The sequence below is a fragment of the Aureispira anguillae genome, assembly GCF_026000115.1.
Taxonomy (GTDB): Bacteria; Bacteroidota; Bacteroidia; order Chitinophagales; family Saprospiraceae; genus Aureispira; species Aureispira anguillae.
Genome location: NZ_AP026867.1, coordinates 262,065 through 276,185, shown reverse-complemented (window position 1 = coordinate 276,185; position 14,121 = coordinate 262,065). Strand labels below are relative to the sequence as shown.

Genomic DNA, 14,121 nt, shown 5'->3' with positions numbered 1-14,121 from the left:
TTATTTAACCACTCCTTCTAAAAACAAGGAAAGACTACACAACAATTTAAGAACAATTAAATGGATAAAAATCTGAGTGCATTAGTGCTTTGATTTATTGGTAAATCAAACCGATCAATTAGCAATGAAAAAGAATCCCGAACAAGAAAAGCACGAAGAAGAGGCCACAGAGTATGAATCCTCTATGCAATTGCCTTATTTAAACGAAAAACAACCCAAACTTCCAGAAGATTACAATGCCACGATTCAACGATTGACAGCACAGCTCGATCAAACAAGCCCAACAACAACTGAGGGAAAAACCCTCTTTGGTACAGCATTGGCAATTAGTTTTATTCTTATATTTGTCCAAATCATGGAGTTTTTGGGCTACCCCAAGTGGATGGACTGGATACATCATATTCTTATCTTTTTAGAAGCTTGTATCCCGTTTACTGTTAGCTTTTTCTTAAAAAACCCAAAACATGCAACACTTATACGATTGATTGGTATTATAGTATTAGTCATCTATTTGTTCACCTTATTTTAACTAAAAATAAAAGCCTAAAAAATAGGCTAAAACAACTGTTCGATGAAAGAAAAACCTCTTGTTAATAGAGTCGCAAAAAGTGGTATCATTACCATTAATTTAGAAGATTATTACCCACAAGGAGAAATTCTTGTTTTTGATATTAAGGAATATTTGTTTAGAGGACTTATCCTCCGAGAAAAAGATTTTAGAGCAGTTATTGCTGAATATGATTGGTCGCAATATCAAGATAAAAATCTAGCCATTCATTGTTCTACCGATGCTATTGTTCCTATTTGGGCTTATCAATTGGTAACCATTAGTGCTGCTCCTTATGCCAAGCATATTATACATGGAACCGTCACTGATTTTGTGACGGCACATTATTACAAGGTACTGCCAACATTAGATTTTAGTACCTTTGAAGATCAACGCATTGTTATCAAAGGGTGCAGTAATCAACCTGTTCCTATTGCTGCTTATACCGAATTAGCTCGATTGCTAACTCCTGTGGCTAAGAAAATAATGTATGGAGAACCCTGCTCTATGGTACCACTCTATAAGAAAAAATAAATTTATACAGACCAGATAAAACGATTTTTCAACGAATTACGAATGGTAATTTTGACCCTATTTTAGGTAAACTCACCTGCTTACTAAAAGATCAAGCTATCATTCGTAATTAATTATTTACTCGTATTTAATTAATAATCAATATGCAAACATTCAAAAATTTAGTTTTTTATGGTCTAGGTGCCGCTACTGTTATTGCCATTATTATGTTAACCTCTTATACCAAACCCGATAGTTTGGGAAAAGGAATTCAGGCTACACTTGCTGCGCCAGATTTGGCTCCTAAGCCCAATCATCCCGCTCAAGAAGTACACGCCCCCAAGATGCCCGAATCGGTAGATTTTGCTGGTGAATTGTTACCCATGGATAATTTTGATGCCAAAGAACGTTTTGATAGAGAGTTAATTGCCAATTGTTTTAGACACTCTGCTACCTTCTTATTTTTCAAAAAAGCCAATCGATACTTTCCTATTATAGAGCCAATCTTAAAAGAACACGGAATCCCTGACGATATTAAATATTTAGCCGTTGCCGAATCAGCCTTATCCAATGCCGTTTCGCCTGCTGGTGCTAGAGGGTTTTGGCAATTTATGTCTGGTAGTGCCAAAGAGCGTGGCTTAGAAGTCAATAGCGAAGTAGATGAACGTTACCACTTAGAAAAGGCTACTGTTGCAGCTTGTAAATACCTAAAGGATGCTTACAACGACTTAGGAAACTGGACACTTGCTGCGGCTTCTTACAATATGGGCAAAGCAGGCTTAAAAAAGAGAATTAAAGCTCAAGGAGGTACCGCATATTTTGATTTGCATCTTAATTCAGAAACATCTAGGTATGTTTTGCGTATTATGGCAATTAAAGAGATTATGAAAAATCCTACTCAATATGGTTTTCATGTTGAGCCCGAAGATTTGTACCCTGCAATGCCTAAATTTAAAGTTGTCACAGAATCTGGAAGCATTTCGGACTTGGCAGCTTTTGCCAAAAAACACAATATTTCTTATCGAATGCTAAAGTTGTACAATCCTTGGTTGCGTCGTACTTCCTTAACCAATAAGTACAAAAAGACATACAAAATTAAAATCCCTGTTGAGTAAACGGGTGCTTTAGAAGTTGTTTTTATTTAAAAATTCAGTAATTTGAACAGGTGGAAATGAAGTAATATCACTCATTTCTACCTGTTCAAATTTTTAAGCTAGAAAAGTAGTTATCGTCAATCACTTTCATTGCTAATCCCATCACCTAATGATAGACATCAATCGCATTCATACCATTGTACATGAGCATTTAGAACATGCCCTTCTTAACTTGGATAAAGAAAGTCTAAAATTTGATTTTAAATATGAATGGTACGATCTAACAACTTTAAAGGGAATCAATGAGTTTTTGAAAGATACCACTGCAATGGCCAATACCTACGGACTCGATGGGTTTATTGTGATTGGTTTTGATGATCGGCGCAAATTATTTAAAGATGTAAAATTTGAGGATTGTGGTTTAAAAGACACCAATGAACTCAATAAAATCGTCATCAAACGCATTAGCCATCTTTTTGAGCTGAATAGTTACGACATTATGATTAATGGGCATTCTTTGAGTGTTTTGCACATTCCGCCTGCTTGGGAAAAGCCCTTTTTTATTCGCAACTATCAGACCTTTACCAAAAACCTTAAAATAAAAAAAGAATACCATCAAAAGGTCTTCGTTCGTAAAAACACAGGCACCTTCTCTGCGACAAAATACGATATTGATCTGATGTATTATGATCGTAAAAATATTGAACCAGATTATCGTGTTTTTACCAATGTTTTTAAGTTGTCTATTCTTCCGATAGAAAATATCATCAGCATCAAATTCACCGTCGAAAACGCAGGGAAACGCCCCATTGCTATTGTCGATTATAGCATTATTATTGGACTAAGCCAGCATCGAGACTGCGAGTGCCCTGCTGTAAAAATCTGGGGCGAAAAAGGGAGCTATGCTCCGCATCATTCTAGTGAAATTGTTCAACCTTCTCACATCAAAAACTTTAATGTTGAATTTTCGATTCCAGCGGGCAAAACAAACCAACTGATGAAGGTCATTAACAGTCCTCAGAGCAAGCAGCAGTTAGTTCTAAAACTGAGCAATGAAAAAGTGTTCTTACAAAATTTTGAATATACCCCTTAGCTCCTTACCTAGAATCCTACTTTTTGAGCGCTTGATTTTTATGCTGTTCTTTTCTACGTTTTTTTGCCTTTCTAGCCACATGAGATTTGCCAATTCCGATCAAAAAACGCTTTCCTAAGGGACCAGCAGTTCCCCTTTTGCTGCCTTTGCGAAAACTATCAAAAAACATTTTGGTATGCATAACAGCAAACATAGCACAATCGTTGTGTCCCAAATGTTTATTCACATGTTTTATACGGACTTGTTTGCTTCCATTTTTTTTCATTTGCTGATGGGCAACAATTGCATTTTTATAACTCACCTGCTCATCTGCTTGACAATAACAAAGCAAAACAGGACGTTCTGGCTTCCAATTGTGTACACTATTATCTCTTAGCGCTTTCTTAAAAGGAAAATTATCATTGGCTAGGTATTCTTCAACCACTTCTGTTTTAATCACATCTTTTGGAACACTTGGAATTAGACGATTGATATACCCCATTGTGTGCATACCTTCATACAAAGGAGGCAAAATGGTATCGTAAGGTGCTTTAAATACTTCGGATATATTGTCATAAAATTGATAAACTTCCTGAAAAGAAAAAAACAAATAAGGCAAGTAGCCTGGATGTGAATATTCCTTAAACATTGTCTCTTCTTGTACGCCTGCCAAGTCATAGGCGCCTGACATTGGCGCAGAAGCGGTAATTTTAAACTCCTCGCTGTATTGTTCCTGTATGGTTTTATGAAAGCCCATTGTAGCGTGCCCTCCTTGAGAATACCCCGTAGCAAAAAGCAAATCGTTTTGTACCACCTTAATTTTTGGATTTAACTCCTTGATTGCTCTCAACAAATCCATAGAAGCAGCAGCTTGTGTGGGGACATGATGATACAGATGATTTTTTTCCCCCTTCCCCAAACCAATATAATCAGGTCGAGCCACCAAATAACCGTCTGCTGCAAAACCAATGCAAATTGCCTGTTCGCCACCTAAGCGCACTTTTCTTTCTTTTTTGATTTGTGTTCCATGATGATAACAAACTAAGGGCAATGCTTGGGAATTCTCAACTTGCCTAGGCACATAATACAAGCCTGACGCACTAATAACAGTGCCATTGTGCCAGTTTGTTTTATAAATAATTTCGTAAACGTCAATGGTATATCGCACAGGAGCAACAGAGGTTGGAATGCCTTGTTCTTTCCATTTTTGTTGTAATTCTTCTTGTGTGTAGGTTTTTACAAGTTCATAACTTAACAGTTTGGTCGTGCTATTTTCTTGGGCAAGAAGGCTGCCGCTTAGCCAAAGAAACAAAAATGGTAAAATTCGCATTATACGCTCTAATTTTAATAAAAGAATAAACTAATTCTAGCACAAATTTTATTCCACCTAACTCACTGACTTTTCGCACTTAGAAGAGTCGAGTTCAAGAAAAAAATTGCGTGGGCTATTGACGATTTTAACCCAATTTATTGGGTACAGAACAAAAAAGAATACCATTAATTTAATAAAAAAGGATGGGCATCTGAAAAATTGGAGCACAAAACAGGGCGAGTAGCGTCGTTATTTTTCTATGAAAAAGAAATCTTTTCATTTTCATAGAAAAAAACAAGGATCAGGCAATTATTTCCTAATTTTTTATACCTTATTTCTAGGAATGGTATTTTGGGCTTTCTAGCTAAAAATGGAAAAACTATTCTTTAGCAACAACTATCTCTTCTTGACGAATATTATATATGAAAAATCCGCAACTTGCAGAGTTATTATTTAGAGAGTTTGAAAAAGTGCAAGCACTCCATGCTGCTTATGGTGATAAAATTGTAGCCTTAGATCGCCTATTAACTGCTTTTTTTGTAGACCTTACCCGAAGCAAAAATATTCCATTTACCACCATGCTTTCCAGAATTGCCTTTGCTTCTCATGAGCATCAAATCAGTGATGCATTGCAATGGAGAATTCATCAAATTCGCAAAAAAAAGAAAGCTGCTTTACGTGGCAAGGTTTCTTTTTCTGAAACCGATTACCTAACCAGTCTCAAGACCGCAGCTTATGCCATCTCTGCTTTTTGCCAAACACCCGTTTCTGCAAATTTAAAAACCATCTTAGAGACCATCCAAGATGATGCTGACAACCATTCCCCCTTAGAGCAAGTAGACCGTTTGGATGAAGTTCGGGTAATGGTAGTTGATTTAGATCCTAAAAAAGAGTATTTAATTTGTAAACCTTTTGATGCTCCAGAATCAACCATCACGGTTCAATATAATGTAACAGGGCACAATGAGAATTTTAATTCTACCATTCAGAGTATTCGCCAACATTTCAATAATCATGTTACGCTCAATCTAATCGATGTTGTGGTAAATTCAGCTGGAATTTATATCCCTCATGCCTTTGTTATCGAGCCCGATTATATGATAGATGTCAGTAGTATTGCAGAATGTTTTCAAAATTTTGGTGCTGCTGCTGATTTGTATTTGCTCAAAAAGTTCTTGCCCTTTTCTTATTCCATTCCTTTAATGTTGGGAAATGTCGCCAACTTTTTTCTGGACGAACTGATGACCGATCCAACGGTTACGTTTACAGATACTTTCCCTAAAGCATTTGCGCTAAATCCACTGGCTTTTGCTACGTTTAACGATTCTGAAGTTTTACAGATTTACAGAAAAAGCCAAAAGCATTTCACCAATCTAAAAACAACCATAAAAGTTAAGTTAAAGGAAAATAATATTAGCCCAGAAGATTGTTATTTAGAACCTTCTTTTTACTCTGAAAAGTACGGTATACAAGGGCGATTGGATGTTTGGTACAAGGACTCAGACCCGCATTCTAACCAAACCGCTATTATAGAATTAAAAAGTGGAAAACCCTTTGCCCCCAACCATCTAGGGCTTAGTCACAACCACTATACACAAACCAATTTATACGATTTGTTGGTTCGTTCTACCTTTGGCAAAAAACTAAAATCACCTACCTATATTTTGTATTCAGGTATTGATCAAGACCATCTAAAACCCGCACCGCCCTTTAAATCGCAACAATATGAAGCCATAAAAGTCAGGAATGATATTATTGCGATTGAAAAAAAACTGGCAGATTTAGATTTGAAAAAGCTAGAAGAGGTCTTTACCATTATTGATCAATTGGCGCCAGAACGGCTGCCTCAAGCAAAAGGTTTTTTAGGGCGAGATTTGCAAGCCTTTGCTCAAAGCATTCAGCAAGCATCCCCCCTAGAACGACTTTATTTTTTGAGTTTTGTCAGTTTTACAGCGAGAGAACATCAATTGGCAAAAACAGGCGAAGCAGGAAAAGACAATAGAAACGGCTTAGCAGCTTTGTGGTTGAGTGATTTGGAAGAAAAAGATGCTGCTTTTGAGGTTTTAGGTTTTTTAAAAATTCAAGCAGATTTATCGGGAGAGGAAACACCACTTATTCGTTTCCAACGAACCAAAAAGACTAATGCTTTAGCTAATTTTAGACAAGGAGATATTGTTGTTTTTTATCCTTATCGCCAAGAAGGGCATAATGTTTTAAACGATCAAATTTTTAAAGGCTCTATTACGGCGATAGATGAAGATACCGTTGTTGTGCAATTGCGTTATCGTCAATTTAATCACAGCTTATTTGAAGAGGATTTATTCTGGCATATTGAACACGATATGTTAGACAGCAGCTTTAAGGTTCAATATCGTGCCTTATACAGCTTTTTGCAAACCAAAACCTACAACCGCAATTTGCTCTTAACGCTCAATGCCCCTCAACAAACCAGTGCCAAACCGCTTAAATTAGGCAACCCACAATTGAGCACAGAACAGCGGAAAGTATTGCACAAAGCCATTGCCGCTAAAGATTACTTTTTGTTAGTGGGACCTCCAGGAACAGGCAAAACAAAGTTTATGTTGGCTGAAATGGTGCGTTATTTATTAAACAATACCCAAGAACAAATTTTGCTTCTAGCTTACACCAACCGTGCGGTAGATGAAATTTGTGAAGCCATTCATAGTTTTGCAGAAGAAGATTATTTGCGGATTGGCTCTAAATATTCAACAGATCCTCATTTTCATGGTCGCTTATTTTCGGAACAAACCAAAACGATTAGCAAGCGAAAAGATTTAGTCCATAAAATTACGAGTCATCGAATTTTTGTCTCTACAGTAGCTTCTATTGCCAGCAAAGCCAGCTTGTTAAAATTAAAGAAATTTGACACGGCTATTATTGATGAAGCTTCTCAAATTTTGGAGCCTATGCTAATTGGTATGCTTCCATATTTTAAACGTTTTGTACTGATTGGAGATCACAAACAATTACCAGCCGTTGTTTTGCAAGAAAAAACTCGCTCAGCAGTAGACAATCCTGCACTACACGCTATTGGGCTTTTTAATCGACGAAATTCTTTATTTGAACGCCTCTACAATCAAGCCAAGAAAAACAATTGGTCTTGGGCATTTGATCGGCTTTCGCATCAAGGGCGAATGCACGGGGATATTTGTCAATTTCCCAGCCAGTATTTTTACAATGGACAACTTAAATTACTGCCTGAGGAACTTCCGATCAGCGTTTGGCAAAAAGCCCCTCTTCAATATAAATTGCCAACCAATGCCAGCGATTTAGAGCAGCAATTGATCAAACATAGAATGTTGTTTTTTAATAGCACCATCAATCGCTTTAGGAATCCCAAAACCAATTTGGACGAAGCACAGATAGTAGGGAAAATCATTAGTGGTTTTGATGCGATTTACAAAGCCAACAATCAAGTATTGCGCCCAGAGGATGTTGGAGTGATTACGCCCTTTAGAGCACAAATTGCGCAAATTCGAAGTGTTCTCAGTCAACATCAGCAAAACTATGAAAATTGCACCATTGATACGGTTGAGCGTTACCAAGGTGGCGCTAGAGATATTATTATTATCTCTCTCTGTCTAAACGATGCCTATCAGTTAGAAAGTATTATTTCTTTGTCTGACGATGAGTTGGTCGATCGAAAATTAAATGTTGCATTGACTAGGGCTAGGAAACATCTGATTATTGTTGGCAACGAACAGTTGATGCGCCTAGACAAACGTTATGCGGCATTAATCGATTGGATACAAAATAAATGTTAATAGAATCAACTAACTTGTTGCGTTTCTAAGAAATAAAAGAGACACAACAAGTTAGTCCATTTCATAAACCTAAGCGGGTTCGTCCAATACGGGCTCTGCTTGAGGCTCTAATTTCTCCCAACGAGCAAAGCTTCTATTCTTTTTCTTTTGCCAGCGATCCTTATCCTCCTTTTTTTCATACAAGTCTCCTTTTTCATATTTCCATTCCATTTGGCGAGGACCTGTACTTCCTGCGGATTCAAAAATAGAATAATAATAGATGCCATCTTCTTCCCAACTTTTGGCGACAATTTGAATGTGATTAATACCACCTCTATTATTAAAAAATAAAGTATCTCCAGCTTTTACCTCAGAAGGCTCAATAGCCTTAAAACCAGAAGCCCCAGCCTTTAAGCTTCCTGACCCTGTATTATCAGGTTTAAAAATATCATCTTCCTCATAGTCCATATCTCCGTCTTTATCTGCCAAATGATTGAGTGCTTGCGAAACAAAACCAGAGCAATCAACTCCTCTCTTGTTTTTTTCCATATGTTTGCGCAAGCCCTTTGCATCTGTTTTTCTTACCTTACCATCATCTACCTCTTTCTGAAGCCAAGCCCTTAATTCCTCTGGGGTTCCCTTGCCTGCCGTTTCGGTAGCACCATCCCAGCCATTGTGTTTGGTGTTTCTTTTATTAATAAAATAAGGAACCTGAACCCCAACGGGCTGATTGTCTACGGTAATGGTAATTTGGTCAAACGCTTCAAAAAAGTCCGTTAATTTATCCGTTACCTGCTTTTCTGTCAACCCTAATTCATTTTTAGGCGCATTCTCTTCTTCTTCTGTAGCGGTTCTTTGCGAAGAATCATCCGTTGTTGCTGTTCCTTCTTGATTTGCTGAAGTTGGCGTAGTTGTAGCAGTTGCATTGCCCTGTAGATTGGCCACTGCTTTCCTATAAGCATCATCAGAGGACATTCCTGCTTCAATGTTTTGAGTATAGGCAGCCCTAGCCTCATCTAAAGCACTTAAAAAATCAGCGGCACTAATGCTTGCATGATTTCCACTCCCATAATAACTACTGCCTGCTTTTGCATGCCCCTCTGGACAAGCAATAGAAGCCCACTCTTGCGCTCCTGCCAACTGTGCCGCATAAGCGGTTGTGTCAGGGTCTCCCTGTATATAAGCACGGATAGCAGGGCGTTTTTTGCCCAATAAATAGTCACTAAATAAAAGTTCTTGTGTTTCTGGGCTATACTTAATGGTATCACTTAATCCCAATGCTCTAACAGCCTCTGTCAAGGTGGTAGGAATCATTTGGTATTTCCCAACAGCAAATAATCGATTAGGGTCTCCTAAAGGAAGGTTTTGGGCTGTTTGAATTTCGCCGATTGTCATATCTACTAAGGATATATCAACATCTGCCCCTATAATTCTACCATTTTGAGTTCCTCGATTATAAGCGTTATATCCTTTCCCTCCACTTTCTCCACCTTGGATAATCGCACTCAAAGCAGTTTGTTCGGTTCCTATAACCAATTGGGTAGCTTTTTCCTCAACTACCTCTTGATTAGACATTTCTCCCATTGCTTTTTTTGCAGCTAGAATAATTTGGTCTAATTTTTTTAATTTTTCAGCAGTTTTATTGTGCCTAGAAGTGTCATGGGGGTTAGCGTGAATCTTCATAAACTGAGTAACTCGGAGTCGAATTTTTCTCAACTCCTTTTCAAATTCGGGTGAAAATGCCATAAATTTAATTGTTTTATAGAGTGGAATGATTGTATGTTTTTCAAGCATTTACAATGCTTAATCCAACAATATATCCAAAATAAATTATTTTTACATATAAATTATAAAAATAATAAAAAACAATTCATTAAGTACAGTGCTTAGAATTGATTATAGAGAATTACAACGCAAGATTTTTATATCTATCAAAGCAGTAATTGTAAGCTGTAGTTCCACCATAACATTAGGGCACATGACGCTAATTTTGAAGACTCAAACAAGCAGGTTCAAAACCATTATCGCAAGCCTTTTGATACCATAATTTCCCCTTCTCAGCATCTTTAGGCAAATCTTTCATTCCTAAAATATAGAGAGATCCCAAAGAGTGTTGAGCTGGTCCATAATTAGTTTCGGCTGCTTGGTGTAGCCATTTTAAGGCAAGTAATGCATTCGGTTCTATCCTACCAAATCCTGTTCTATAAATTATACCCAACTCACACTGAGCACTAAGACTTCCCATATTAGCAGCTTTAGTATACCATTCAATCGTCTTAATAGGATCTTTTTCTACTCCGATTCCTCGATAATGCATAAGCCCCAAAATTCGAAAAGCATCAGCATAACCTTTTCGCCCAGATTTTAAGAAACAATCATAAGCTTTTTCATAGTTTTGGGCAACCAATTTTCCCTTATAATAACAATTTCCCAAATTATAAAGCGCTCTTGAGCTTTCTTGATCGGCTGCTTTTTGCAACCAAAACAAAGCCTTTTGCTCATCAATTGGGCAGCCCTTTCCTCGACTATAAATCATGGCCAAACTAGCCTGAGATTTAGCATAACCTTGCATTGCTGCTTTGGTATGCCACTCCAATTCCTGTCCTGCATCATTTTCTAGTATTTTCCGTTGGTAAAGCATCGCTAGTTCATTTTGAGCCATTCCGCTCCCTGCTGCTGCTGCCTTAGTATACCAATATCTAGCCGAGTCTATCAACTGCTTTTTGCCTACTCCAAGCTGATACATTTTTCCCAAAAAAGCTTGTCCAATAGGATTTTGCTCCAAATCGCTATTTTGGTAACAAGCATCTTTCGCCCATTGAGCAGCAATAACCTTATCTTTAGCAACCCCTATTCCAAAATAAAAACAATAAAATAAACCTGCTTTTCCTATTGGGTTATACTGATTGGCTGCCTTTCTAAAATAATGATAAGCCTTGTCTCTGTCCGAAAGGATATCCAAACCTGCATAGTGTTGATAACCTAAAAGTGCAAAACGATTTTTATACGCTGGTAAATTGTCTTCACCAGTATATTTAAGGTATAAGTGGAATAATTTTTTTGCTACCTTATCGTGTTCCACACAATACGTATAAGCTTTTTCGTAAGTAATGATGGCTTCTTTTACCTTGCCAGCTTCTTCCTCTTGCTCGGCTTGTTTGAACAACAGGTTAAAAGGTGCTAAACTATCTTCATTGACCATCCATTGCTCAACTTCTGTCTTTTGCTCAATCCATGGTGCTGCATGGCCGCTACTATACGATATTAGCCATACAATTACGATCAATAAATTTGGTCTTATTGGTGCGATTTTCATTGGTAGTTCATTCTTAATGGGTATGTATCGTAATAATTTTTGCGATTTGATTTAACGCTATTTTTGCTTCTTTCATAACAGGTAAAAATGGCCATATATGTGGCATTCCTACCCCAACAACAACCTCTAAGTCTACGCCCTCATTGCTCATTTTTTCACAACCTAGCTGCTGATCTGGAAACAAAATATCTTTTTCGCCCATAAATAGATGCACAGGAGGAAAGCCCTTAAAGCTACCATACAAAGGAGAAATTAAAGGATCTTTAGCCGCTAGATCACCCCTACTCATTTGTTTAGCAGACAACACTCCTTGCTTACTTAACATCGGGTCTAGGGGATCGATAGCATCAATCGCAGCATTCGACAAACTGCTATCCAAAACGGGACTAATAGCGATCAATCTATTGGGTAAAGGCAGGGCATTTTGTATCAAATATTGAGTCAGTGTCAGCACTAGATTCCCACCAGCAGAATCGCCCATTAGAATAATATTAGCAGCTGCATAAGTTTTGAGCGCTTCTGTATAAACTGCCTGAATATTCTTGGTCGTTTGCCTTATTGTTGCTTCTGGTGCTTTGGGATAGTCTAGCATCCATGCTGTAATTTTTGTCTGTTTAACCAATTTGGAAATACCCTCCCAACTCAATAAGTTTGGACCACTCACAAAAGCTCCTCCTGGACAATAAAGTATCAAAAAGTCTGTTTTCTTTATATTCTTAGGCTTTATAAGGGTTATAGTTGTATCCAAAACCTTAAATTGCTTAGATGAATTACCGCTTAAGATCCTTTTGGATGGAATCTTAATATCATCTTTCCTTAATTTCTTATAGGGAATTGGATTTTGTGAAAATATTTTTTTTACTCCTTTTATTTTTAATACCAAAAAGACTAAACGAGCAGATAGACTAGGCATAGGGCATGATTTTAACGATAAATGTGTTTGTTATTTTTGTGCAAAACCTGAAACAGGTACAAGATAGCAATTTTCAATTTAGCAAATTATCCCTATAAAAAGTAGGATTGAACTTCTATTCTTTGTTTATTGTTTTATAAAAAGATTGATGACAAAAAAATCAAGGAAAAGAAGCTTAATTTATTAATTTCAGTATATTAGTGAGTTTAATACTCTGTTGATTTTTTACTTTATAGCTTTAGCTACACACTAGCGCAGTTAGTACGCTAACGCTTATGAGCTCGCAGGGCTCGGTTCGCTTTGCTCATATATTCGATCGATTATTGCATGAGCTAGCAAAACTAGGTTATCAAACGGAGTAATGTGAGTTGGTATAAAAATTCCACGGACAATGATAGATATTTTGCATTAATAATTATTGGATTAAACCTCGTATATTTTGAAAATAGAAATTTCTCACGACACATTAGCTAGGACTGTTTATGAAAAAGCATCTGCTGAAGATCGAATGCGGTTAAAGGTTCTTAATCTGATAAAAACAAAACATGAATTATTTTCAAAAAACCAAGCTTATTTGACCTCTGATGAGCTCAAATCTATTGCCCAGTTTGAACATCAATTAGAATTAACTGCTGAGGAAAAAACATTTTTGTCTAGGAGCAAATTCTTAGCCCAAAAACAAATGATAGCGGTTGTCTTTTTCTCTATTGCCATCATCAGTGTGTTAATTTGGTTCTTGCGCTATTACCACAATAATAACGTAGAAATTCAAGAAGTTAATAAAAGTCTAAAAACCAGCCAAGATAGCTTAAAAAGCTCCAATAGTTATTTGGCAATTAAATTAGAAGAACTACGGGTCAAAGATAGTATTCACGAATCGTTAACAGAACGAATTGGTAATGATGAACAAATCATAAAAATGACCAATCAAGAGTTGCAAAATGCACTGAACGAATTGCGAATCCTAAATCAAAAACTGGAAAATAGTAAGCGAGCTGTTGAGCAAGAAAGGGATGTCTTAAAAACAGACAAACGCCTTTTAACAGAACAGTTGATGGAGCAAGAAAAAGTAAAACGAGAACACCAAATCATTCAGAAAAAATGGAGTGCAGCAGAACAATCTCAAAAATTGAGTCAAAAAGCACATAGTATCTTACACAACAATGAAACCCCTACCGACGCTCAATACAAAGAAGCTTTCCAATTAGCTAGATATGCTTGGGAAACCAGCAAATCAAATAGCCAAGCCATGGATGTTCTTAATAAAATTAACAACCAAAAAATTAAGCAACCCAACAGTGGTTTTTTGGGAAAGAACCGCCCCAAAAACACCTATACTTATCGGCAAATAGAAAGCATAATCCGAAAATTAGATCAAAAATATGACTATGGCAAATTATCTCCTACAGAGGTTCGTCGCCGTCTAAATGCCAATTAGTTTTTTAACATGCTTTCCCTATCTTAGAAGGGTGGCCGTTCTTATGCTCATTTTGGGGCTCCTTCTTCCTAAAATTGATGGTCTCTTGCTATACGATTTAGGAAACTCGATGAAGTGTAGATATACTCTTTTGATTAATTATTTTTTTTTGT

10 protein-coding genes are annotated in these 14,121 nt (G+C 36.9%); 6 read left to right on the top strand and 4 right to left on the bottom strand.

Annotated features, from left to right (window positions below):
* Positions 1-124 precede the first annotated feature (124 nt).
* The 4 genes from AsAng_RS01075 (at position 125) to AsAng_RS01060 (ending at position 3,247) form a co-directional block, all read left to right on the top strand.
* Positions 125-529 carry a hypothetical protein gene (locus AsAng_RS01075; protein ID WP_264790918.1) on the top strand — a complete coding sequence of 135 codons (405 nt, stop codon included), beginning with the start codon at positions 125-127 and terminating at the stop codon, positions 527-529.
* Between the two features lie 42 nt (positions 530-571).
* Entirely contained in the window at positions 572-1,081 is a 510-nt protein-coding gene (locus AsAng_RS01070; protein ID WP_264790917.1) for a DUF2480 family protein, read from the top strand.
* Between the two features lie 143 nt (positions 1,082-1,224).
* Complete coding sequence (locus tag AsAng_RS01065) at positions 1,225-2,175, top strand: lytic transglycosylase domain-containing protein (protein WP_264790916.1); 951 nt, start codon at positions 1,225-1,227, stop codon at positions 2,173-2,175.
* A 148-nt stretch (positions 2,176-2,323) separates the two neighbouring features.
* On the top strand, positions 2,324-3,247 hold the full coding sequence (locus AsAng_RS01060; protein WP_264790915.1) for an AlbA family DNA-binding domain-containing protein: 924 nt from the start codon (positions 2,324-2,326) through the stop codon (positions 3,245-3,247).
* A 16-nt stretch (positions 3,248-3,263) separates the two neighbouring features.
* On the opposite strand, the gene AsAng_RS01055 is transcribed toward AsAng_RS01060, so the two are convergent.
* The gene (locus AsAng_RS01055; RefSeq protein WP_264790914.1) at positions 3,264-4,556 is read right to left on the bottom strand and encodes an alpha/beta hydrolase family protein; all 1,293 of its coding nucleotides are present in this window, start codon (positions 4,554-4,556) and stop codon (positions 3,264-3,266) included.
* Between the two features lie 404 nt (positions 4,557-4,960).
* On the opposite strand from AsAng_RS01055, the gene AsAng_RS01050 reads away from it, so the two are divergent.
* Positions 4,961-8,323 carry a DEAD/DEAH box helicase gene (locus tag AsAng_RS01050; RefSeq protein WP_264790913.1) on the top strand — a complete coding sequence of 1,121 codons (3,363 nt, stop codon included), beginning with the start codon at positions 4,961-4,963 and terminating at the stop codon, positions 8,321-8,323.
* A gap of 69 nt (positions 8,324-8,392) precedes the next feature.
* Here AsAng_RS01050 and AsAng_RS01045 read toward each other — a convergent pair whose 3' ends face one another.
* From AsAng_RS01045 to AsAng_RS01035, 3 genes are all read right to left on the bottom strand, one after another.
* Positions 8,393-10,048 carry a C40 family peptidase gene (locus AsAng_RS01045; RefSeq protein WP_264790912.1) on the bottom strand — a complete coding sequence of 552 codons (1,656 nt, stop codon included), beginning with the start codon at positions 10,046-10,048 and terminating at the stop codon, positions 8,393-8,395.
* A gap of 238 nt (positions 10,049-10,286) precedes the next feature.
* Positions 10,287-11,618, bottom strand: a complete 1,332-nt coding sequence (locus AsAng_RS01040; RefSeq protein WP_264790911.1) for a tetratricopeptide repeat protein — start codon at positions 11,616-11,618, stop codon at positions 10,287-10,289.
* A 13-nt stretch (positions 11,619-11,631) separates the two neighbouring features.
* Entirely contained in the window at positions 11,632-12,531 is a 900-nt protein-coding gene (locus tag AsAng_RS01035; protein ID WP_264790910.1) for an alpha/beta hydrolase, read from the bottom strand.
* A gap of 439 nt (positions 12,532-12,970) precedes the next feature.
* Between AsAng_RS01035 and AsAng_RS01030 the strand changes: the two genes are divergently transcribed.
* Complete coding sequence (locus tag AsAng_RS01030) at positions 12,971-13,969, top strand: hypothetical protein (RefSeq protein WP_264790909.1); 999 nt, start codon at positions 12,971-12,973, stop codon at positions 13,967-13,969.
* The last annotated feature ends 152 nt before the right edge of the window (positions 13,970-14,121 follow it).

Coding starts and splice junctions, on each gene's coding strand:
- AsAng_RS01060 (WP_264790915.1), top strand. CDS start 2,324: ATGATAGACATCAATCGCATTCATACCATTGTACATGAGCATTTAGAA.
- AsAng_RS01065 (WP_264790916.1), top strand. CDS start 1,225: ATGCAAACATTCAAAAATTTAGTTTTTTATGGTCTAGGTGCCGCTACT.
- AsAng_RS01045 (WP_264790912.1), bottom strand. CDS start 10,048: ATGGCATTTTCACCCGAATTTGAAAAGGAGTTGAGAAAAATTCGACTC.
- AsAng_RS01070 (WP_264790917.1), top strand. CDS start 572: ATGAAAGAAAAACCTCTTGTTAATAGAGTCGCAAAAAGTGGTATCATT.
- AsAng_RS01075 (WP_264790918.1), top strand. CDS start 125: ATGAAAAAGAATCCCGAACAAGAAAAGCACGAAGAAGAGGCCACAGAG.
- AsAng_RS01050 (WP_264790913.1), top strand. CDS start 4,961: ATGAAAAATCCGCAACTTGCAGAGTTATTATTTAGAGAGTTTGAAAAA.
- AsAng_RS01040 (WP_264790911.1), bottom strand. CDS start 11,618: ATGAAAATCGCACCAATAAGACCAAATTTATTGATCGTAATTGTATGG.
- AsAng_RS01035 (WP_264790910.1), bottom strand. CDS start 12,531: ATGCCTAGTCTATCTGCTCGTTTAGTCTTTTTGGTATTAAAAATAAAA.
- AsAng_RS01055 (WP_264790914.1), bottom strand. CDS start 4,556: ATGCGAATTTTACCATTTTTGTTTCTTTGGCTAAGCGGCAGCCTTCTT.